This is a genomic window from Veillonella sp. S13053-19 (assembly GCF_002959835.1).
Lineage (GTDB): Bacteria > Bacillota > Negativicutes > Veillonellales > Veillonellaceae > Veillonella > Veillonella rogosae.
On sequence record NZ_PPDA01000008.1, the window covers coordinates 114,056 to 137,888 of the forward strand.

General features: G+C 38.9%; 14 protein-coding genes. 13 read left to right on the forward strand and 1 reads right to left on the reverse strand.

The genetic code is table 11. The features are described 5' to 3' along the window. Positions 1–2 precede the first annotated feature (2 nt). From smc to VEHSUH06_RS04040, 7 genes are all read left to right on the forward strand, one after another. The gene (gene smc / locus VEHSUH06_RS04010; RefSeq protein WP_105097857.1) at positions 3–3,557 is read left to right on the forward strand and encodes a chromosome segregation protein SMC; all 3,555 of its coding nucleotides are present in this window, start codon (positions 3–5) and stop codon (positions 3,555–3,557) included. After that, a complete protein-coding gene (gene ftsY / locus VEHSUH06_RS04015; RefSeq protein ID WP_024066706.1) occupies positions 3,557–4,492 on the forward strand; it encodes a signal recognition particle-docking protein FtsY in 936 nt (311 codons plus the stop codon). Before smc ends, ftsY begins: the two co-directional genes overlap by 1 nt. Continuing rightward, positions 4,482–4,865 carry a hypothetical protein gene (locus VEHSUH06_RS04020; protein ID WP_105094465.1) on the forward strand — a complete coding sequence of 128 codons (384 nt, stop codon included), beginning with the start codon at positions 4,482–4,484 and terminating at the stop codon, positions 4,863–4,865. Before ftsY ends, VEHSUH06_RS04020 begins: the two co-directional genes overlap by 11 nt. Continuing rightward, positions 4,865–7,042 (forward strand): excinuclease ABC subunit UvrB, encoded by a 2,178-nt coding sequence (gene uvrB, locus VEHSUH06_RS04025; protein ID WP_105097858.1) that lies wholly within the window; start codon positions 4,865–4,867, stop codon positions 7,040–7,042. Before VEHSUH06_RS04020 ends, uvrB begins: the two co-directional genes overlap by 1 nt. Before the next feature lie 186 nt (positions 7,043–7,228). Further along, the gene (gene uvrA / locus VEHSUH06_RS04030) at positions 7,229–10,081 is read left to right on the forward strand and encodes an excinuclease ABC subunit UvrA (protein WP_105097859.1); all 2,853 of its coding nucleotides are present in this window, start codon (positions 7,229–7,231) and stop codon (positions 10,079–10,081) included. A 132-nt stretch (positions 10,082–10,213) separates the two neighbouring features. Then, entirely contained in the window at positions 10,214–12,040 is a 1,827-nt protein-coding gene (uvrC, locus tag VEHSUH06_RS04035) for an excinuclease ABC subunit UvrC (RefSeq protein ID WP_105097860.1), read from the forward strand. A 258-nt stretch (positions 12,041–12,298) separates the two neighbouring features. Further along, positions 12,299–13,420, forward strand: coding sequence for an IS256-like element ISVat2 family transposase (locus VEHSUH06_RS04040; RefSeq protein ID WP_105097717.1), 1,122 nt, complete (start codon positions 12,299–12,301; stop codon positions 13,418–13,420). Between the two features lie 19 nt (positions 13,421–13,439). Here the strand turns inward: VEHSUH06_RS04040 and VEHSUH06_RS04045 are convergent, their stop codons facing one another. Next, on the reverse strand, positions 13,440–14,789 hold the full coding sequence (locus tag VEHSUH06_RS04045) for an MATE family efflux transporter (protein WP_105097861.1): 1,350 nt from the start codon (positions 14,787–14,789) through the stop codon (positions 13,440–13,442). Positions 14,790–15,067: 278 nt separating this feature from the next. Here VEHSUH06_RS04045 and VEHSUH06_RS04050 point away from each other — a divergent pair, with 278 nt between their 5' ends. From VEHSUH06_RS04050 to VEHSUH06_RS04075, 6 genes are all read left to right on the forward strand, one after another. Then, positions 15,068–15,727 (forward strand): TerC family protein, encoded by a 660-nt coding sequence (locus VEHSUH06_RS04050; RefSeq protein ID WP_105097862.1) that lies wholly within the window; start codon positions 15,068–15,070, stop codon positions 15,725–15,727. A gap of 144 nt (positions 15,728–15,871) precedes the next feature. Then, a complete protein-coding gene (locus VEHSUH06_RS04055) occupies positions 15,872–16,540 on the forward strand; it encodes a TerC family protein (protein ID WP_105097863.1) in 669 nt (222 codons plus the stop codon). Further along, the gene (gene rlmD / locus VEHSUH06_RS04060) at positions 16,540–18,024 is read left to right on the forward strand and encodes a 23S rRNA (uracil(1939)-C(5))-methyltransferase RlmD (protein ID WP_105097864.1); all 1,485 of its coding nucleotides are present in this window, start codon (positions 16,540–16,542) and stop codon (positions 18,022–18,024) included. Before VEHSUH06_RS04055 ends, rlmD begins: the two co-directional genes overlap by 1 nt. Positions 18,025–18,292: 268 nt before the next feature. Then, positions 18,293–19,915, forward strand: coding sequence for a hypothetical protein (locus VEHSUH06_RS04065; RefSeq protein ID WP_105097865.1), 1,623 nt, complete (start codon positions 18,293–18,295; stop codon positions 19,913–19,915). 421 nt (positions 19,916–20,336) lie between these two features. Further along, positions 20,337–20,894, forward strand: a complete 558-nt coding sequence (locus tag VEHSUH06_RS04070) for a hypothetical protein (RefSeq protein WP_105097866.1) — start codon at positions 20,337–20,339, stop codon at positions 20,892–20,894. A gap of 38 nt (positions 20,895–20,932) precedes the next feature. Then, positions 20,933–23,458: a DUF4268 domain-containing protein gene (locus tag VEHSUH06_RS04075; RefSeq protein ID WP_105097867.1), complete on the forward strand. Its 2,526-nt coding sequence runs from the start codon at positions 20,933–20,935 to the stop codon at positions 23,456–23,458. Positions 23,459–23,833 lie beyond the last annotated feature (375 nt).

Genomic DNA, 23,833 nt, shown 5'->3' on the forward strand with positions numbered 1-23,833 from the left:
TCATGCAATTACTTCGGTTGGAATTAAAGGGCTTTAAATCGTTTGCAGATAAGACGGTTGTAAAATTCTCACCAGGAATGACTGCCGTTATTGGGCCTAACGGAAGTGGTAAAAGTAATATTACGGATGCTATGAAATGGGTTTTAGGGGAATCCAATGTCCGTAACTTACGTGGTCAAAAAGCAGAGGATATTATCTTCTCTGGTACGGAAAAGCGCAAGCCTATGAGTGCTGCTGAGGTTACTCTCGTATTTGATAATAGTGACCAACAATTAGATTTAGATATGGCAGAGGTAGCTATTACACGTCGTATATATCGTACTGGTGAAAGTGAATTCCTTATCAATAAACGATCTTGTCGTTTAAAGGATATTCACCTTTTACTAGCTGATACAGGTCTTGGTAGAGACTCTATGGCTATCATCGGGCAGAATCGCATTGATGCTATTTTAAACTCTAAGCCTGAAGAACGGCGCCTTATCTTTGAAGATGTAGCTGGTATTTCACGTTTCAAGATTAATAAAGAGGATGCATTGCGTCGCATTGCTAGTACAGATCGAAATATGGAACGTGTACGAGACGTAATGGCAACTATCGAAGAGCAACTAGGCCCTTTGTCCGAAAAAGCGGAAAAGACTAAAAAATATATGTCTTTAAGCCGTACTAAACGCGATTATGATGGGGCACTTGCCTTTCACAATTATAAGACCTCAGATCGTTTATTAACTCGTTTTGAAAATGATAATATTGCATTTAAGGATGAAGAGATTGAGCTTCAAACTGAATTGTCTAAATTGGAAGCTCGACGTCATACCTTGCAATCTGTATCAACAAAAGAGCAAGAACAGCTCAAGTTGTGGGAAGCTCAGTATACGGAAAAGCAACGTGATGAAGAACGTTTAGCCGGTCATTTACGTCTGTTAGAAGAACAATTAAAAATGGCTCACCGCGAATTAGATGAAACATCTATGCGTATTAGTGAGCTAGAGGCGACTCAAAAAGGTGAAGAACAACAATTACGTATTTTAAATCAATTGATTCAAGATGAAAGTGCTCAACTAGTAGAGAAAGAATCCAAACTAGAAGAGTTAGAGGCGAATTATAAAAAAGCTGTTGAAGATGTTAGCGCCGAGCAAGCTAAGTTCCAATCCTTGCAGTCTAATCGAGAAGCCTTTGAGCAACGTCAATTAGAGGTTGTGAGTGCCATTGAAACGGCAAAGGCTAGTATTCGTAGCTTAGAAGCTCGTAAGGAAGAGTCTACAAAACAATGTGAGGTTTTAAAGGCTGAAATAGGTCAAGTAGATAGTGAATTACAAGCCGCTCGCGGTGAATTTGATACATTAGGCCAACAGTTTAATGCTCTTTCTGCCCAACGACAAGCCCTCGTTGATGGCGGCAAAGAAGCAGCCTTACAAGCTCGTGAAGAACGCAAAGAATTACAAAAATTGCGTACTCAAGAGCAACGTGTTAAAGGTCGTATCGAACTATTAGCCCAATGGGAAGAACAACATGAAGGCTATTTAGAAGGTACTAAAAATATCCTAAATGGGAAAGGATCTTGGCGGGGACAGATTACAGGTGCTGTTGGTGATCTCTTTACGGTAGATGATAAATATACTACGGCTATCGAAACGGCATTAGGTGGTAGTGTTAACCATGTTGTGACTACTACTGCTCGCGCTGCTGCGGAGGGTGTCAATTATTTGAAATCTATCCAAGGTGGTCGCGTAACCTTCTTGCCGATGGATTCTGTAAAAGGAAAACCCTATGATACGCCGGCTTTACATGAAAGCTGTGTAATCGGCACTGCTGTTGATTGTATTTCCTTTGATAATACATACGCCCATATTTTTCAATACTTATTGGGGCGCACTTTGGTAGTATCCTCCATGGATGATGCTATTGGTCTGCAAAAAAAATATAATCAACAATTGCGTATCGTTACGCTTACAGGGGAACAATTCCAACCTGGCGGCTCTTTAACTGGTGGTGCTACAAAGCGTAAGCGTGCCTCTGTATTGAGCCGTAAGGAAGAGGCGGCTAGCCTTGAACAAGAGCTCTTGCAAATTGAAGAACAAATTCGTTCCTTAACAGCTAGCTTGGAAAACCTTGAAAAACGGGTTGAGGAAGCTGAAAAAGAACGAGCTACCCTTGATGAAAGCTACCAACATATGAACTTACTGTATGTGGCTAGCGAAACAAAGGTACAAAATATTCAAAATCAAATGGATCGTAAGAAGCGTGTTCTCCGTGAAGAAGAGCAACGTTTATTACAAATCGATATTGATTTAGCTAGTATAACGGCTAACTTGAAAGATCAAGAAACAGCATTGGCTTCTTTGCAAGAAGACCACGGTATAGATGGCAATCAAGGGGCCTTAATGGAGCGGTTAACTCTATTACAAAAGGTACAGCAAGAGGCTTATGAAGCTTTCACAGAGGCTCGCCTCACCTGTGATACGTTGCGACAAACCATTAAGGAACGTATAACTCAGCGAGAACAACGTAATCAATCCATTGCTAACATTGTAGAGCGCTTAACACCATTACGTAATTTGCTAATTAGTACTACAGAGCGTTGTGAAGTGGAGTTACCTAAGGCTAAAGAATTGGCCGACCGGGAACTAGATATGGCTACGGCAGAGGTTGAACGATTGCGCGCACTTCGCGATGAGGCTTATGAAAATACGTCTACAGGTCGCGAGGAATTGGAAGCTATCTTGAGCGAACAAGACCGGTTAAACCAACGTTATAAAGTAGTTCAAAGTCGTCTTGTAGATATGGAAGGTAAAATTACTCGTTATCGCATGGACTGTGAACGCTTTGTAGAAGAACTAGAAGGGTTAGGCTTTACCATAGAAGATGTGCAGGCTCTTCGCATTGAAGGTTCTGTAAACGATTGGAAGGATGAGCAAGCTCGCTTGATGGCAGAAATTGTCGAACTAGGCCCAGTCAATCCGAACGCTGTTGAGGAATACGAAGAAACTAAAGAGCGTTATGACTTCTTAAGTACACAGTTAGCAGATTTAGATACAGCGAAAGAGCAATTGCAAGCGGTTATTGCTGAAATGGACAAGGCTATGAGTACACAGCTATACGATGTATTAGATGTAGTAGGCCGTAGATTCCAAGAGGTATTTAGCCAACTATTTGGCGGTGGTACGGCGCAAATCGTATTAACTGATCCAGATAATATCTTAACTGGTGGTATCGATTTCTACATTCAGCCGCCAGGGAAGAAACGACAACAATTGACTTTGTTATCCGGTGGTGAGCGTGCCCTTACGGTTATTGCATTATTGTTCTCGTTCCTAGACTATCGTCCAGCTCCATTCTGCGTGCTTGACGAAGTTGACGCAGCGCTTGATGAAGCCAATGTAGAACGATTTAGTTCTTACTTAAATCGGGTAAATAAAGAAACACAATTTATCGTAGTATCGCACCGTAAAAAGACGATGGAAGCTGCCGAAGTATTACAAGGGGTGACCATGGTTGAACGAGGCGTATCGCGATTATTAACAGTAGCATTTGAAGATGTGAAGGAGGATCTTGCATAATGGCATTCGGATTCTTTAATAAAATTAAAGAGGGCTTAGAAAAGACTCGTAAGTCCTTTGTAAAAAATGTAGAGACAGTTATCATTGGTTATGCAGAAATTGATGATGATTTCTTAGATGATTTAGAAGCAGTTATGCTTACTAGTGACCTTGGTCCTAAAACGACAGAATATTTGATGAAAGAAATTCGTCGTGGTGTAACAGAAGGTATTATCAACAATACTGGTGATGTAATGCCATTTATGGAAGACCGCATTACAGAAATGCTAGTTGACCAAGAGGACGAAATTACACTACACCATCCAGAGGTTATCCTTGTTGTGGGGGTAAACGGCGTTGGTAAAACAACAACTATCGCTAAATTGGCTAATTACTACACAAAAGAAGGTAAAAAGGTTATCATTGCTGCAGGTGATACATTCCGTGCCGCTGCAGCTGACCAATTATCCATTTGGGCAGATCGCGTAGGTGTGCCTATCGTTAAACATAAAGAGGGCGCTGATCCAGCAGCCGTTGTATACGATGCTATGGAAGCGGCAAAAGCTCGTAATGCAGACCTTGTTATCGTCGATACTGCAGGTCGTCTACACACTAAAGTTAATCTTATGGAAGAACTTAAGAAGATGGGCCGCGTAGCTAATAACCACGTAGAAGGGGCACCGCATCAAACATTGCTCGTTCTCGATGGTACGACAGGTCAAAATGCTGTAAGCCAAGCTAAATTATTTGGTCAAGCCGTACCAGTAAATGGTATTGTGGTGACTAAACTTGATGGTACAGCAAAAGGTGGCGTAGTTATCTCTATTAAAGAGGAACTAGGCGTACCAGTGCGCTGGATTGGCGTTGGCGAAGGCATGGATGACTTACGTCCATTTAATGCGAAAGAATTTGCTAATGCACTATTTAATAAAGGAATGATTCAAGGTGACAAATAAATATAACCGGGAATTCTTACTTGAATATGTAGAATCTGAAAATAAGAAAAATGAATGTAATGTAAGCCTAGATAATATGGAAAAGATTGTTGGCTTAATCGAGTATTTCGGCATTGAATTATATCGACCTATTACAAGATTGCTACTTTCAAACTGGGAAGAGATTACAGAACGTATTAATAACTATACTGAATCAGATTGGATGATGGCTGATGAAATCCAAAAGACTACGCCTACATTAGATCGTTTCTCCATTGCTATGCTCATCGAAGTATTAGAAGGTGAGGATACGTTGAACCAAGCAGAAAATGCAGGTCGCCGTCTATCAGAGGAAGAGCTCAAAGCTATCCGTAAACATCAGGATGAACAGTAATGAAACATAATACATATAATTACGAAGGGGGCCAACCATTTAAAGTGGAGGCGCCCTTTACGCCTACAGGGGACCAACCAACTGCCATACAGTCTTTAACAGAAGGCATTGAACGCGGTGAATGGGCCCAAGTTTTACTCGGTGCCACTGGTACAGGTAAGACTTTTACTATGGCTAAGGTTATAGAGGCCGTTCAAAAGCCAACGCTGATTATTGCTCATAATAAAACCTTAGCTGCGCAGTTATGTAGTGAGTTTAAAAGTTTCTTCCCAAATAATGCGGTAGAATACTTTGTGTCTTATTACGATTTCTATCAACCAGAAGCATATATTCCTTCCAGTGATACGTATATCGAGAAGGATGCGTCTATCAATGATGAAATCGATAAACTGCGACATAGCGCTACGATGAGCCTCTTTGAGCGCCGCGATGTTATCATCGTTGCCTCTGTTAGTTGTATTTATGGCTTAGGTGACCCTGAGGACTACTCTGAACTCGTGTTGTCCTTGCGCTTAGGGCAGACGAAATCTCGTGATGAAATTCTGTCTAAACTCGTAGATATTCAATATACGAGAAATGATATGAACTTTATCCGCGGTACCTTCCGTGTACAAGGGGATACTATCGAGATTTTCCCTGCTGCGTATAGTGAAAGAGCCATTCGAGTGGAACTCTTTGGCGATGAAATCGATCGCCTCGTTGAGGTAGATGCTTTGACTGGTGAAGTGATTGCTGAACGCAAGCACGTTGCGGTCTATCCAGCATCTCACTATGTAACAACGAAAGATAAGATGCGTATTGCTGTAGAGCGTATTGAAGCTGAATTAGACGAACAATTAGCTAAGTTGAAAGCTGCTGACCGTCTATTAGAGGCTCAACGTCTTGAACAGCGTACCCGTTACGATATAGAAATGATGCAAGAAATGGGTTATTGCTCGGGCATCGAGAATTATTCCCGCCATATGTCTGAACGTAAGGCTGGAGAAGCTCCATATACATTGATAGACTATTTCCCAGATGATTTCCTCATTATGGTGGATGAGTCTCATGTAACGATTCCGCAAATTCGTGCCATGTATAATGGTGACCGTGCTCGTAAAGAATCCCTTATCGAATATGGGTTCCGTTTACCATCTGCACTCGATAATAGACCACTTCAATTCGATGAATTCGTAGAACGTATCAATCAAATCGTCTATGTATCAGCCACACCTGGTCCGTATGAAATGGAAGTGGAAACGAATATTGCAGAACAAATTATTCGTCCTACAGGTTTATTAGATCCATCCATTGAAATTCGTCCTATTAAGGGACAAATGGATGATTTACTCGGCGAAATTCATAAGCGTGCAGCTAAGAATGAACGCGTTCTCGTTACGACCTTAACGAAAAAGATGGCTGAGGACTTAACAGAGTTCTTGAAGGAAATGGGCGTCCGCGTTCGTTATCTTCACTCTGATATTGTTACTATCGAGCGTGCTGAAATCATCCGTGATTTACGGGCTGGTGTATTCGATGTACTGGTTGGTATTAACTTGCTCCGTGAAGGCCTAGATATGCCAGAGGTTTCCTTGGTAGCTATCTTAGATGCGGATAAGGAAGGTTTCTTACGTTCTGATACAGCTATGATTCAAACAATCGGTCGGGCAGCTCGTAATGTGAACGGTCACGTTATCATGTACGCTGACCGTGTAACAGGTTCTATGCAACGTGCTATCGATGAAACAGATCGCCGTCGTGCTGTGCAAGAGGCTTATAATATTGAACATAATATTACGCCTAAGTCTGTCTCTAAAGATGTAAAAGAACTTATTGAGTTGACGAAAATTGAAGAAGATATGGTTACCGATGGGAAGGACTTTTCACCGAAGAAAGGGAAAAAGAAAGCCTCTTCAGCAGGTATGGACCATGGACATGAACCATATGCACAAGATACATCCACTCCTAAGGTGGCAGATATAACGCCAGAAGAGTTATTCAATAAAATTGAAGAACTTGATCGTCAAATGAAGGCCGCTGCAAAGCAGCTTGAATTTGAAAAGGCAGCAAAGCTTCGTGACCAATTAGGAGAACTACGTCAACAATGGTCCGATATGCATAGTGCAGGTGAAAGCAAGTTTAAAAAGCCTACATCTAGCAAGGGTAAAAAACGTACAAGTTCAAAGAGTAAATCTTAAGTAGCAGTAACATACATTCATATATTGTAAAAATATTACCTGAATGTAATAAATCGAATCTATATAGATTGTAAGAAAACACATAGATTATATAGACTATATGTGCGATAATATACATATATTATTTCATGTTAGTAAAAATAGAGATGATGCCATTTGGTATCATCTCTTTAAATAGGGAACATAATGAAAGATCAATTGATAGTAAAAGGTGCGCGTCAGCATAACCTTAAAAATATAGATATAGCCTTACCACGAGATCAGTTTATCGTTTTGACTGGCCTTAGTGGTTCTGGTAAATCATCCTTAGCATTTGATACGATTTACGCAGAAGGGCAACGACGCTATGTAGAGTCCTTGTCTGCGTATGCTCGTCAATTCTTGGGACAAATGGATAAACCTGATGTAGATTATATTGAAGGCTTATCTCCAGCGATTTCTATCGATCAAAAGACAACAAGCCGTAATCCTCGTTCTACAGTCGGTACTGTAACGGAGATTTACGACTACTTGCGTCTATTATTTGCTCGTGTAGGTCATGCCCATTGTCCAGAATGTGGTAAGCCTATTACACAACAAACAATACAACAAATGACAGATGATGTAATGAGCTTCCCAGAAGGTACAAAGATTTTAGTATTGGCGCCTATGATTCAAGGAAAAAAAGGGGAGCATAAATCCGTCTTTGAACAACTTCGTAAAGAAGGCTTTGTTCGTGCCCGCGTAGATGGCGTTGTACGTACATTAGATGAAGAGATTGTATTAGAAAAAAATAAAAAACACTCTATCGATATCGTAGTAGACCGCCTCGTTGTAAAAGAAGGCATCGAATCCCGCTTGGCAGACTCTATGGAGACCGCATCAAAATGGGCAGAAGGCATCGTAGTGATTCAAGAGGTAGACGGCCCTGAACACATGTATAGTCAACACTTTGCATGTCCAGATTGTCATATTTCATTACCAAAAATTGAACCGCGCATGTTCTCCTTCAACAGCCCATTTGGTGCTTGCCCATCATGTTTGGGTATTGGATCCACTATGGAAGTAGACGAAGAGCGCGTTATTCCAGATGGCTCTATTAGCTTTGCCGATGGTTGTGTGCAAGCATTGAGCTCTAATCCTAATGCATGGTTTATGCGTCAAGTAGAAGGCCTATTAAAAGCTAATGGATATTCTTTAGACTCTACCTATGATGAATTGCCAAAAGCATTACAGAAAAAAGTCATGTATGGCACGACGGATAAGGTAGCTTTCACCTATGAAAATATGAGAGGTGAAGTAAAGGAATTCTTTACAGAGTACGAAGGTATTTTGCCGATGGTAAAACGCCGTCATAGTGAAGCATCTACCGATTCTATGCGTGAAGAGTTTGAAAAATTTATGTCCATAAAGCCGTGTACTACATGCCATGGTGCTCGTCTTAAACCCGAAGTATTAGCGATTACTGTAGGGGATAAGAACATCAATGAAGTAACGCAATTGACCATTAAAGAAGCACTGGACTTCTTTGGTAATTTACAGTTAACTGAGCGGGAACAAGTGATTGGTGCTCAAATTCTGAAGGAAATCAATGCTCGCCTTGGCTTCCTCAATAATGTAGGCCTTGATTACCTTACTATGAACCGTAGTGCAGGGACCCTTTCTGGTGGTGAAGCACAACGTATTCGCTTGGCCACACAAATTGGCTCTGGTCTTGTTGGTGTATTGTATATTCTAGATGAACCGTCTATCGGTTTACACCAACGAGATAATGATCGTCTCATTGATACATTGAAAGGCTTACGTGACTTAGGCAATACATTGCTCGTTGTAGAACACGACGAAGATACAATGCGTGCTGCGGATTACCTCGTAGACATCGGACCAGGAGCAGGTGAGCATGGTGGTCAAATAATTGCAGCTGGTACTGTTGACGAAGTGATGAAGGTTGAGAACTCCATTACTGGTCAGTACTTGAGTGGACGTAAGTTTATCGCCCTTCCTGAAGAGCGCCGTAAACCAGGTAAGAATTGCATCGAAATTCGTGGTGCGAAGGAAAATAATTTACAAAATGTAAATGTAAAATTCCCTATCGGCCTATTTAATGTGGTTACCGGTGTCAGTGGTTCTGGTAAGTCTACCTTAATCAATGAAATTCTTTATAAAGGTTTAGCTAATCAGTTGTACCGTTCCTTCCATAAGGTGGGGGCTCATAAAGAAATCCGTGGCTTAGAACATATTGATAAAATCATCAATATTGACCAAAGCCCTATCGGTCGTACACCTCGTTCTAATCCTGCCACATATACAGGTGTGTTTGATGCTATACGCGAGCTTTATAGCCAAACACCAGAGGCTAAGATGCGCGGTTATAAACAAGGTCGCTTTAGCTTTAACGTAAAAGGCGGTCGCTGTGAAGCGTGTCGTGGCGATGGTATTATCAAAATTGAAATGCACTTCTTGCCAGATGTATATGTACCTTGCGAAGTATGTAAAGGCGCTCGTTATAATCGCGAAACCTTAGAGGTTAAATATAAAGGCAAATCCATTGCCGATGTATTAGATATGACTGTAGATGATGCAGTAGAATTCTTTAGCGCGATTCCTAAAATTCATCGTAAGATGGTTACCTTACAAGAGGTAGGTCTCGGCTATATCCGTTTAGGTCAAGCTGCCACAACATTATCTGGTGGTGAGGCTCAACGCGTTAAATTAGCTACTGAACTGGCTCGTCGTAGTACAGGCAAAACCCTTTACATCCTTGATGAACCTACTACAGGCCTACATGCTGAAGATATTCGTAAGCTCTTAGATGTACTACAAAAACTTGTCGATGGTGGAGATACAGTGGTTGTTATTGAACATAACTTAGATGTTATTAAGATGGCGGATCATATCATCGATTTAGGTCCAGAAGGCGGTAATCGTGGTGGTACCATTGTAGCAACAGGTACGCCTGAGCAAATTGCCAAGGTGAAAGAAAGTTATACTGGCAAATTCTTAGGTCCTGTATTAGAACAAACTAAGAAGTTTATGAAAGCAGCTAAAAATAAGAAATAAAATAAAGCATTATATTTAGTTTCTATAAAAATCATAAGGGAAATAGAATACATTTTCTAATCATTTATCATGGACATATCTTAGAAAAGAATGTATTCTATTTCCTTAAAATCTATAAGGAAAGGAGGACATATGCCATCTGAAGAATTACTAGAGAAGGTTAGTCATTTGCCGACTACGCCCGGTGTGTATTTATGGCGTGATCAGTACAACCGCATCATCTATGTAGGTAAGGCTATTAATTTACGTAATCGCGTGCGGTCTTATGTGCGTAATGATGCTAACCGAGCCCCTAAGGTTACGGCTATGATGAAGCGTGCTGTCGATGTAGAGATTATCCAAACAAAGACAGAGATGGAGGCTCTCATATTAGAGAATACACTTATCAAGGAGCATGAGCCTAAATACAATATTCGGCTCCGCGATGATAAGACCTATCCGTATGTGAAAATCTCTGTTCAAGAAGATTATCCTCGCGTATATATGACACGTCGCCTTGAACGTGATGGGGCAAAATATTTTGGCCCTTTCACAGATGTAACATCGGTTCATGTAGTATTGAAATTGATACGCCAGTACTACCCACTGCGCACATGTAAGTCTATGAAGGTAGAGCGCCCATGTTTGCAATACCATATGCATTACTGTGAAGCGCCGTGCTTTAATAAAATATCTATACCGGACTATCGGAAATACATCGATGAAATCATAGAGCTCTTTGAAGGAAAGCCTATACCATTGTTGAAGGAAATCAAAGAGAAGATGGAACTAGCTGCAGAAGACTTACGATTTGAAGATGCAGCACGGTATCGAGATCAGTTGAGCAGCATTGAAAAAATACAAGAAAAGCAACGTATGGTTACACAACGGGGCGACTTAGATGTATTAGGGATTGCTGTTGATACATCTATGGCCTGTGTACAGCTATTATTCATCCGTGGTGGACGACTATTAGGTCGTGAGAATTATTTTGTTCAACACGATGGAGATACTCCAGAAACGATTATGACGGACTTTATCAAGCAATACTATGGGGATACGAACTTCATTCCGAAGGAATTATTATTACCTATGGATAGTTCTGATAGAGACTTATTAAGTGAATGGTTTACACAGCTCAAAGGTCAGAATGTAGAGATATCTGTGCCTCAGCGTGGCTATAAGATGGACATGATTAAGATGGCCCACGAGAATGCAGAAACCTTCCTTGAAGAGCGCCGTCGTCAATGGCAGTACCAAATCGATAAGACTGGTGGGGCTGTTAAAAAACTAGCTGAAGTCCTAGACTTGCCGCGATTACCAGAGCGTATGGAATGCTTTGATATTTCCCATACACAAGGGGCCGAAACGGTGGCATCTATGGTTGTCTTTGAAGGTGGTAAGCCTGCGAAGAAGGAGTATCGTCGTTTTAAATTGAAAACTACGCAAGGTAAACCTGATGACTTTAAGTCTATGGCTGAAATTATGGAACGACGCTATGGTAATGAAACAGATTGGCCTATGCCAGACCTGATTATTATCGATGGCGGTAAAGGTCAGCTCAATGCAGCGTTGCCGTTGATTCGCGGTGTAGGTGTTACAGATGTGCCTGTTATCTCTTTAGCTAAGCGTATTGAAGAGGTCTTTGTAGAAGGACAATCTGAAAGTATCATCTTAAGCCATCACACACCAGAGCTTCAATTGCTGCAACAAATACGTGACGAAGCCCATCGATTTGCTATTACGTACCATCGTAAGCTTCGTGGAAAACGTAATTTAGAATCCATTCTAGATCATATAGAAGGAATTGGCCCTAAACGCCGCAAAGCCTTGTGGGCACATTTTAATAGTTTAGAGGCTATGAAAGAGGCATCCATTGATGAGCTTTCAAAGGTGGAATCTATGAACTATAAGACGGCAGAAACACTATATAATTTCTTCCGCATGTCTAAGGTAGAAAAACAAGATATGTTGAAATAAAAAAGAGCATCTTACATGAGATGCTCTTTAACTGTATACGTATGTTATTTATTTTGATTGGGTTATAGGACAAAACGTGTTGGTTTTATAGGGGATGGAGCCAGTAAATTACTGCTTCCATCGCCATTTTAAGTTCTTTTGATAAACTTAGAGGGTGGACAAAATGTGTTGGTAAAAAGTCCCAAACCCCTTGATTTTACTGGCTTCAATAAGGTTATATCTTCTTAGAAAATCGTGTTCTAAGTGGAGGGAATAATCATGCTGGTAAGATGTATAAATTGTGGATTTTCTTGTCAAAAATATGGGAAAACTAAAGCTGGATCACAACGATGGCATTGTAAGCAGTGTAACATCACCTTTACACAAACTATTGATAATACTACTAAATGTTTTCATCGATTTCTAAATTGGTTATTTAGTAAAGAAACACAACAGGACATGCCTGGGCAGGGCCGTACATTTCGTAGACAGATAGCTGATTTCTGGCAAATATGGCCTATGCCGCCCAAAATTGAAACCTCGAGAGATGTGGTATTCGTTGATGGTATTTACTTAGCTAAAAAAGCTTGTATTTTGATCTGTTATGATGGTGAATATGTATTAGGGTGGTATTTATGTAGGTCAGAACAGTCTCGCTCATGGCAAGCTCTTATGCAGCGAATAGCGACACCCATTGTGGTCGTTTCTGATGGTGGACCTGGTCTTAGAAAAGCATTAAAAAAAGTTTGGCGTACCGCCAAGCTTCAACGTTGTATTGTTCATGCCGTATGGCAAGTGCATCGCTACACTACTAGACGACCTAAGACGTTAGCAGGCATTATGTTAAAAGATTTAGCAAGCGATTTATATAGTGTAAAAACACAGGAAGATGCACAAATATGGATTCAACGATTATTTAATTGGAGAGTGACTTTTAAAGAGTTTCTAAGTGAAATGACACGTGATAGTAATGATAATTTAAGAGCTACGCATGAACGCTTATTAAAAGCCTATAACTCTCTAGTGGTGTTAATTAATACAGAGACAATGTTTCGATATTTAGATGAAACATTGGTGTTAGATAAAGAATGTCCGAGGACTAATAACCCTATTGAAGGTGGGGTAAACGCACAACTCAGACGTTTATTGCGGTACCATCGAGGGATGTCTGTAGAAAAACGCATAAAAGCGGTCTTTTGGTGGTGTTATTTACACTCACCAAGACCGCTTCCTGCAAAAGAAATACTTAAGGTAATGCCAACTGATGCGAGTATTTCTAAAATATATAGATCTATGAATGAAAGAGCCCAACTTCAAGGCATAATTCCAACTTGGGGGGATGCCATTTCTTGGGGTGATTTGCATAACTATGACAAATTATCTTTCAATGATTGGGATTAAAGTACCAACACGTTTTGTCCTATAACCCTTTTGATTGACGCTGAATATACCAAGTACGCCAAGTGAACAATACACCTGCTACTAGTACGCTAGCGAGTAATCCAATCCATACGCCAAATGGTCCGTAATTAGGATTATTAGCAAGAATATAGGCGGTTGGGAAGCATACGCCCCAATAGGATATGAGGGAGATATAAAGAACTACTTTTACATCTTTATAGGCTCTCAATATACCTTGTAAAGGGGTTCCAATGGCATCGATAGCAGAGAAGAATACACCGTATCCAAGGAAGCTGTAGATAAGCTTGTATACTTCATCATCATTTGTAAAGAGATCTGCAATAGCGTCCATATTAGTAAACGTAAATGTACAAATCATGATAGCCAATACAATGGCTAAGATGCGAGAAATATAAGAGTACTGGATAGCCTCTTGTTTACGACCTGCCCCAAGTTCATAAGCAACTGCAATGGTAGAGGCCATAGCGATACTAAGAGGTAAACAGTAGAATACATTGGTAAAGGAAATAACAGATTGATGAGCAGCTACGACGGCGGATCCAAAGTGAACCATCAAGAGTCCAGCAATGCTAAAAATACTAGCTTCTAAGAAGATGGAAAAGCCAATAGGAATACCTATATGTAGCTGTTCGCGAATGTAGTGAAAACTTGGTTTACTGAAGTCTTTAAAGATACGATATCCCTTTAGCTTTGGATGTAATAGTAATACTAAGCTAAAGAGAATAAAGTTAGTCCAACAAGCACCGGCTATACCATAGCCAGCACCGACACCACCGATCTCTGGAAATCCGAAATGCCCAAAGATGAGTGAGTAGTTCAAAAATACGTTCACAATAAAGCTAGTAAATACGATGGCCATAGAATAATGTGTTAATCCATGACTGTCGACTGTATTGCGCAATGTATTAACCCAAAGTAGTGGGAATAGACCTATAGCAAATGCTTTCAGGTAACTAATACATACCTCAGCTGCAGCAGGTTCCAGATTTAATGCTGTCAGAAGAGGACGTAGACCTAAGAGACCAATTATTAAAATGATACATGCTAGGCCTGTACCGATATAAAGACCTTGATAAAAGATTGTTGAAATATCATCGGTTTTCTTAGCTCCCAATAGCTGAGAAATAATTGGAGTAATACCTAACAACGTTCCTTGTGCAAAGATATAGAAGAGGAGCCATAAATTATACCCCGTAGCAACCCCTGCTAAATCTATCGTACTATATTGTCCCGTTAAAAAGATGGCTATAAATGTACCACCTATAAGGGAGAATTGCGTTATGCACATAGGAGTAAATAGTTTAATGAACAACCATAACTTTTGTATAATAGAATATGTTTGATACATACTTACCTCCCTTAGTAATGATAATTATACGATACCATAAAGTAGCTTAATTTAATAGATAAATTCCTTAGGAATTGGGAATTAAATGTATATTATTTCGCATATTATGACTAAGGTTTTAATGTATTATAAAACCTCTAGTTGTAGAGTTATATTTCTCTACTTGTGATAAATGGAGTATGCTAAAAATGAATATATATTTTGTAAATTGAATTTTACACCACTGAACTATATCGATTATAATATATATACTATAGTTATATTCTAAGGAGGATACATTGGACATCTTATCTATTCAAGGTTTATTGGCGATGCTTCAGATCATCATTATCGATATCTTACTCGCTGGCGATAATGCCATTGTAATTGGTATGGCTGCTCGTAATTTACCGTCTCATTTGCAAAAGAAAGCAATCTTCTGGGGCACAGCGGGGGCTATTATTTTACGCCTTGTTATGGCATTCCTATTTGTAGAGGCGTTGAACAATATTCCTGCTCTTCGTCTAGTAGGTGGTATCCTTCTGTTATGGATCGGTTATAAACTCGTTGCCGATGATGAAAGCGAGCATAATATCGAAGCTAAGGATAACTTGCGTGCTGCTATTACAACAATTGTCATTGCAGATGGTATCATGGGCATCGATAATGTTATCGGTGTAGTTGGTGCTGCAGGTGGCCATATGACAATGGTAGCTATTGGTATGTTGATTACTGTACCAATTATTATTTATGGTAGTACTTTGTTTGTGAAAGTTATCGAACGTTTCCCAATTATCCTATACGCTGGCGGTGGTATCCTTGGATGGGTAGGTGCTGGCATGGCAGTAGAGGATACATTGATTGCTCATACGGTGGAACCATATGCATTGTATATTAAAATCGCTGCAGTGATCCTCGTAGTATGTGCATCTTTGTTAGCTAAAAAACTTAAAAAATAACACAATATATCTCTTCTCCTAGTCATAGGAGGAGAGATTTTTTATGTAAACTATTACCCCTCTTATAGATGAGAAAATAGAAGATTTATGGTATAGTTAAGGGATAGTTATTGAATTGGTAGACTGAATTGAGGTACGTACAGAATGGAATTTTTAGAAGTTGCCACGTGGGTAACCATTGGTAAAATTATTTTGATTGATATTTTATTAGCTGGCGATAATGCTGTAGTAATTGGTATGGCAGCAGGTAAGCTAGCTCCAGAACTACAAAAGAAAGCTGTTATTTGGGGTACAGTAGGGGCCATTGCTATGCGTCTTGTATTTGCTACTCTTTTAGTAGAGGCTCTTACCTTAATTCCTCTTATTCACTTAGGTGGTGGCTTTGTACTCGTGTGGATTGCCATCCAATTATTAAAAGGTGGAGATGAAGATGCCCATATCGAAGCTAAGAATTCTTTAATGGGTGCCATTTGGACGATTATTGTAGCCGATGCGATGATGAGTATCGATAATGTAATCGGTGTAGTTGGCGCCGCCAAAGGTCAATTAGAGCTTGTTATTGCAGGTATGTTAATTACTGTTCCAATTATCGTATTCTGCTCCACATTATTTGCTCGTATCATCAATAAATTCCCTGCCATCCTTTGGGCCGGCGGTGCGCTACTTGGTTGGGTTGCTGGTGAAATGATCGTGGAAGATCCACTTCTTATGCCATATATTCAAGGCGAAGAATTACTCGTGAAATTTGGTACTGTATTCTTCGTACTCATTGTGACTGGTATGATTAAAATTTGGAAGAAAAGAGACGCGTAATGAACGGTACAAATCGTACAGCTCGTAAGAAGAAATCTAAACAACAACATAGAAGTGGTAATCGTGCGAACCAAGAACAATCACTTACTACTGCATTGTCTAAAAAACAACAGGCTATACTGAATGCACCTGTTAAACTAGGTGATGAAGTATTAGTAACCATTCATGGTATTGGTAGCAGCGGTGAAGGGGTAGGTCGTGTAGATGACTTTACAGTCTTTGTTCCCTTTGCACTACCAGGGGAAACTGTGAAAGTATCCATCAATATGGTTAAAAAGACGTATGCTACAGGTAAACTCCTAGAAATTATTACTATGGCTCCTAATCGTATCGATCCTAATTGTGACCTTTATGGATTCTGTGGAGGCTGCCAACTGCAACATATTACCTATGAAGGCCAGCTTTCACTAAAAACACAAAAGGTGAAGGACGTTATCGAACGCATAGGCCATCAAAATCCAGACCTCGTTAAGCCAGCATTGGGACCTAAAGAACCGTGGGCATATCGCAATAAAATGCAAATGCCTGTAGGCGGCAGTAAAGGCGATATTCAAATGGGCTTCTATGCGATGGGATCCCACGATATCGTGCAAGGTACAAACTGTCCTATACAAGATGAAGGCAATAATATCATTGCTCAAGCATGTTATCAAATTGCTAAAGAGTTTGATATTGAACCGTATAATGAACATACAGGAAAGGGTATATTGCGCCATGTAATCGGTCGTATTGGCCAATCTGGATGGATGATTATCCTTGTAACTGCTACTGACCATTTACCACACCAAGAAAAGTGGGTAGAAAAATTAACAGAACGTATTCCTCAAGTAGAAACTATTGTTCATAATGTGAATAATAAGCGTACTAATGTTATATTAGGGCCTAAAAATCATATCCTCTATGGCGATGGAACGATTACAGACCATATTAAGGACTTACAGTTTACTTTATCTCCACATTCCTTCTTCCAAGTTAATCCGGAACAAACTACAGTACTGTATGACCAAGCATTAGCTTATGCGGATCTAAAAGGTGATGAAATAGTTATCGATGCGTACTGTGGTACAGGAACTATTTCACTATTCTTGGCACATAAGGCAAAACATGTTATCGGTATTGAAATCGTAGAACCAGCCATTATCAATGCTCGTGAAAACGCCCAATGCAATGGCTATGATAATACAGAATTCATCGTCGCTGACGCGGCTGTAGAAATGCCAAAACTCTACAAAGCTGGCGTACGTCCAGACGTCATCGTATTCGATCCAATCCGTGCAGGCTGTAAAGAAGAAGTACTAACCTCTGCAGCTGGTATGGAGCCAAAACGCATTGTCTACGTATCCTGTAACCCAGCCACCATGGCAAGAGACATTGAAATCCTTACACACTACGGCTATGAACTAAAAGAAGTCCAACCTGTAGACATGTTCCCAATGACAGCTCATGTGGAGACGGTAGTATTGATGTCAAGAAAAGAAAAATAAGTGCCAGAAAGTGGCGTGTTTCCGGGCTTTTTCGGGCGTTGGGATTAAAGCCCTAACTTCTGAAAATGCTCGGTTATTTTATACGGAAACATATCTACTGCAAAAATGTGTGTCAGGTTGTGACCTCGGATTAGATAAAGTAAATTGAGTGTGTGGATTAGCTGTCAGGCATTTTTAAGAAGGTGCTAAAAAGTGGCAACCAATCTGGCAACTCGATACTAAAGTCATTTTCGGACAGTGGATTAGATATTAAGGGGGAATGGTATTTATGGATAGAAATTATTTGTACCAAGTGGATATACGTGGATGGATAGAAAATGGATTAGATGCTGAAATAATGGTTCCAGTTTCAGGAAATAGGGTTAATAAAAACTATGATGTGTATATTCAAAGTTTTTTGCTTCCGACTGATGCTGTTGAAGCAGATATGAAGAACGACACATATAATGCACACTCAATGGAGCCCGGAATAACAGTATATGGTTCGTGGGAAAATGATGAAAAAGTGTATCATCGTTGGGGAAACGGGGATGGTTTTGAACCTCTTATTATTAAAAGAAATTTTAATGGGGTAGCAACAGATTCGGTTGAAGTTACAGAAGAATTTAGGCTGTTGTTTAATCTATATTTTAATGCACAAAAAAAAGAATATGTTGATGTTTCAGATGGTGAAGGAATTACTGTTGTTAAAATGAACGATAATGGATACATTACTATACATAAAAGGTATTTAAAGACATATTTAGCTGTAAAAGAAAAAGCATTGATTATTCATATTGACAGCAGATGTGTTGATCTTGATGCATCAGAAAAGGTTGTAGAGGATAGATTGGTGTACAGAAATGATGAGAATTCAATATTTTACACACTGAATATTGGAAATACATCTACTGGAACCAAAAGAGAAAATTATTCATATATTTTGGGTAAAAACGTTATTATTGGTTGTAGTTTATGTGATAGTAATATATGGCCATACAATGAAGAAAAAACCTATGTTGATTTCATTATTGGAATAGATGAAAATGGAAAAGAAATAAGCCATACTTGTAATCCGAGTTGCTTGAGTAATTATTACGGCGCTAATCCAACAGCTCCTCATTATCTAACACCAGTTTATTTCGATACTGCAGTTTTAAATAAGTATTATTCTAAGCCAGAAATTTATAAAATTGAAGATGGTATTATACGATGTGGCGTACTGTGGTCTTTATATATTGATAATAGTAACCCTGATTATGTTTCAGCATATTTGGGAGATTTAGGGAGAGCTTTACCAAGTGAATCTGAACAGCATTACTGGAGAGGTTTTAATAAAGACGTTGGTGGTAAATTGAGCTCCACAAAAGTAAAAAGAGACTTTATGTGCATTGCAGCAGATTCTAAGTCTCCAGCTTTTGTATTAAAAAAAACATATAGGAGAGTAAACCAAGCTTATGAAGATAGATTTGGTTGGCCATTATTTTTGCCATTAACAGAGCAAGATGCATATAACTTTGAAACCCTGCGAGTACCAGTTAATAATTCAATCACAGAGATGGATATGCTTGTGCTTTCTTTGGTAAAAATACTAATTGATTCTTTGAATGAGAAGAAAATTACCAGCCAATTGACTGGAAGTTATGAAAAGTTGGTGGGAAGTATATCTAAATTAGAGGCTTGGTTAATCGAAAAAAACATCGAGAATTGTGATGAACATATAAAGTTCTTAAGAAATTTACAAGAGTTGCGTTCAAGCGGAACAGGTCATCGTAAAGGAAAAGGTTATCAAAAGATAACTAAAACACTTGATGTGAAAAATGAAAATTATGCGGAAACATTTTCTAATTTATTAAATGGAGCAACTGACTTTATAATATTTATGGCTGATAATTTAGTAAAATTAGTATAAATTTAACAACACTAGGCAAGGGATGTTTTCAGACGATAAAAATGATATTAGGCAGAAATGCATAGTAAAAAGAGGTGGGTTTTAGATAATGGACTTGGAAGAATATTTTCGAAAAAATGAAAAACCATTTTATATTAACTATAAGGGTGAAAAAAGTTTCGAGAAGTACATAAATATTATGGAGATACATTAAGAAACGATGAGGCAAGAGAACAGTCAAATCTTACACCTACTCAAATTTGCAATGTATTCTCATATGTGAATAAATTCATTGAACTGCTAAGAATATCAAATGAGTATTGTGAAAAGAATGTAAGATTTGAACCTTTGGTATTGGATAATACAATTCATACAATTATGGATAATGGAATAATTTAGTATTTCGAATTACTTTTTGCGTTTCTCAAATGAATATAAGAAGGTGCATAACGTTGTAGAATTCGATAACAACTGGTATGAATATGTGGAATTTGGTACTGCAAATCCGCTTACTATATTACTTCAAAGAAATGGTTTTTCTCGTGAATCTGCAATATATATCCGTAATTATAAAGACGAGTATGTTGTTCATGATGGTGATGAAGAAGATTTGAAATTAAATAGCTCTTTATTGCATTGTGGTAATACAAGTGTTATGAGGGAGGCTGCCAGCATTAAATATAATGTTCCGGGACTGTTTATCGATGATGAATCTGAACTAGATGAAATTGATGAAGGATTATCATTTGTTAGAACAATTCAATGTCCGGAGTGCAACACAGAGTTTGAAGTTGATTTAGCTGAATATGTATATGATGTAAGTAGCTTTGAAAAGGATAATGGTATGGGTCCAGATGCAGTTCATAGTTTTGACAGCGAATCAAACTGTGTGTGCCCATATTGTGGCAAGGTACTTAATATTACTGGATGGATTTGTGAGTATCCAATCGGAGCTCTTGATTCAGATCAGATAAATATTAATACGTTTGACGATGAGTAAAAGGTATCGCAAATCGTGACTGTTTTGGAGGAGGACGCATGAAAGGTTCAGAATGTAGATTAATAGAATACATGGAAGGCTCAAAGAAGCGTTTCATAATCCCGGTTTATCAGCGTAACTATGACTGGAAGACCGAGAACTGTAAACAGCTTTATGATGACCTTATTAAAGTAATAAAAAACAAAAGAAGAAGTCATTTCTTTGGAAGCTTAGTTTCTGTTTATGAACCATCAGGAAGAAATACAGAGTTTCTTGTAATCGATGGACAGCAGAGGTTGACAACTGTTTCATTGCTGTTTTTAGCAATGTATAACCTCATTGATGCTGGTGCAATAGTTTCAAATGATTCATCTTTGGGTAAGCAAATCTACGAGGATTTCTTGGTAGATAAATATCAGCCAGAGGAGACCCGTATTAAGCTAAAGCCTGTAAAGAATGACCAGAAAGCATTCGGAAAGTTGTTTAGTAGTGTTGATGAACATATCAGGGAGTCAAATCTTACTACTAACTACAATTATTTTTATGAAAGAATTCAGAAACAGGAAATAACGATTGATGAACTGTTTGATGCAATCTGCAGTTTGGAGATTATTAACATTACGCTTAATAATGAGGATAACCCACAGTTAATATTTGAAAGCCTGAATTCCACTGGCCTTGATCTGAGTGAAGGTGACAAAATCAGAAACTTTATCTTAATGGGACTTCCTTCAAAAGAACAAGATGAATACTATGATAAATACTGGAACCGAATTGAAGAGTGCACCAAGTATGACGTTAGTTCCTTTGTAAGGGATTATTTGAGCGTCAAGCAGATGGCAATACCATCGCAGAAGAAGATTTATATCAGTTTTAAGGAGTATGTCGAACAGCAATCGATTGAAGTAGAAGAACTCTTGAAAGAGCTGCTTGCATATGCTAAACGCTACGAAATCTTGCTTTGTGGTGGCACAAAAAATAAGGTATTAGATTCATGTATCTACAGATTAAATAGATTGGAGACAACGGTAACCAGACCATTCTTCCTTGAAGTATTAAGACTGTATGATGAGGAAAAATTGGATATGTCTCAGGTTGCAGATACATTTCTGATTACAGAGAATTATCTATTCAGACGAACAATCTGTGATTTACCAACGAATGCGTTGAATAAAATATTCCTTCTACTTCATAGAGAAATCATCAGATATGAAGGTAACGATGTAGATTATGTTGAGAAATTCAAATATGCACTGTTATCAAAGAAGGAGAAGGCACGCTTCCCGGACGACGAAGAATTCTCTGTGAGATTTACTGATAGACAGGTTTACCAGATGAATAGTAAAAATAAGATTTATATCTTAGAACGTCTGGAAAATTTCTCAACTGCAGAAGATAAGGATGTATATGGTCATTGTGATGATGGCATTTATTCCATCGAACATATTATGCCTCAACATTTGACGCCAGCATGGGTTAAGTCTCTCGGTGATGATTATGAACAGATACATGAAACTTGGCTCCATAGAATTGCGAATCTGACTTTGACTGCATATAATTCAAAATACAGCAATAGCACATTCGAAGAAAAGAAGTCTATGAAAAATGGATTTGAAGACAGTGGTATTCGAATGAATACTTATATTGCCAAAAAAGATAAATGGACTCTGGCTGAACTGGAAGAACGTAATCAGTATTTGATGGGACGTGCGCTCGAAATCTGGGCTGCACCGATGACAGCATTTAAGCCAGTAGAAAAGCAGTTAGATTCATATACGCTTGACGATGATACTTCATTGAGTGGAAGACAAATTGCACGTTTTAGTTATAAGAATACAGAACAGCCAGTTTCAAGCTGGGTAGAAATGTTCCAGAAAGTATTACAAATTCTTTATGCTGAAGACAAGAATGTGATTATAAAACTTGCTGCTTCTACGGAGGATAATGTTGCGTTGCATTTTAGCATGAAGGAATCTGATTTTACAAAGAGTGTTGAAATCGGAGATGGTATTTTTGTATGGACTAACACAAGCACACAAAGCAAGCTGTCTGTATTGAGCAGAGTATTTAAATTATATGATACAGACCCTTCAGATTTAGTTTTTTACCTACGTGATGAAAATGAAAGTGTTGAGAACGAGGCAGGAACACGATATGAGATTCGAAGAAAGTATTGGGCATATGCTTTAGAAGCAATTAAGGAAGCTCATGGAGAAGGCGGCTCATTCTGCAATGTAAATCCATCAAAGGAAAACTGGATTAATGGTTTTTTTGGAGTAAGCGGATTTAACATTAGTTGTATTGCAAACTTTGATTGTGCAAAGGTTGACTTGTACTTAGGAAAAGCTAAGAAAGAAGAAAATAAAAAAGCATTTGATATGCTGATGTCCCATAAGGATGATATTGAGAAGGCTTTAGGAGCATCTCTTGTATGGAGCCGCGGTGATGATATCAAGTCATCAAAGATTTCTTATCAGCTTAATGGTGTAAGCATAGAAAATGAAACTGACTGGCTGCAGATGGCAAGGTTCCATGCGGAGTGGAGCAAGAAATTCTATGATGTCATAGTGCCATATCTGGGATAATGTTAGGTCTTGACGGTGAAATCTGGAACTCAATCTCGTGGATTGTATTGGCCCATCAGGAGTCAGTGTAGCTTCATTATGTGGATATAAGTTGGTCTTTACCGCCTCAACTGTGGAGACAGTGGTAAAGTACAGCTACAGAAAAAGACCTGCATTATATAGTAGCAGAGGGCATGTATCGACTGTTTCCCGAACACTTCAATAGTTAAGACCTCGGTTTTACTATTGAAATAATGAGATGAGAATTAAGGTTTTCAGAAGGTGTGGACTTGTTTCCGAATTAATATGATATGTTTCCGAGAACAGGAAGCCTATCTGACATCAATTAGCAGGTATCGTGCCATGTTGAAGCAGTGGCTTTGCTTACTAGAAAGG

Excerpts from the sequence above, each read along its gene's own strand:
- smc (WP_105097857.1), top strand. The coding sequence starts at position 3 with ATGCAATTACTTCGGTTGGAATTAAAGGGCTTTAAATCGTTTGCAGAT.
- ftsY (WP_024066706.1), top strand. The coding sequence starts at position 3,557 with ATGGCATTCGGATTCTTTAATAAAATTAAAGAGGGCTTAGAAAAGACT.
- uvrB (WP_105097858.1), top strand. The coding sequence starts at position 4,865 with ATGAAACATAATACATATAATTACGAAGGGGGCCAACCATTTAAAGTG.
- uvrA (WP_105097859.1), top strand. The coding sequence starts at position 7,229 with ATGAAAGATCAATTGATAGTAAAAGGTGCGCGTCAGCATAACCTTAAA.
- uvrC (WP_105097860.1), top strand. The coding sequence starts at position 10,214 with ATGCCATCTGAAGAATTACTAGAGAAGGTTAGTCATTTGCCGACTACG.
- VEHSUH06_RS04040 (WP_105097717.1), top strand. The coding sequence starts at position 12,299 with ATGCTGGTAAGATGTATAAATTGTGGATTTTCTTGTCAAAAATATGGG.
- VEHSUH06_RS04045 (WP_105097861.1), bottom strand. The coding sequence starts at position 14,789 with ATGTATCAAACATATTCTATTATACAAAAGTTATGGTTGTTCATTAAA.
- VEHSUH06_RS04055 (WP_105097863.1), top strand. The coding sequence starts at position 15,872 with ATGGAATTTTTAGAAGTTGCCACGTGGGTAACCATTGGTAAAATTATT.
- rlmD (WP_105097864.1), top strand. The coding sequence starts at position 16,540 with ATGAACGGTACAAATCGTACAGCTCGTAAGAAGAAATCTAAACAACAA.
- VEHSUH06_RS04065 (WP_105097865.1), top strand. The coding sequence starts at position 18,293 with ATGGATAGAAATTATTTGTACCAAGTGGATATACGTGGATGGATAGAA.
- VEHSUH06_RS04075 (WP_105097867.1), top strand. The coding sequence starts at position 20,933 with ATGAAAGGTTCAGAATGTAGATTAATAGAATACATGGAAGGCTCAAAG.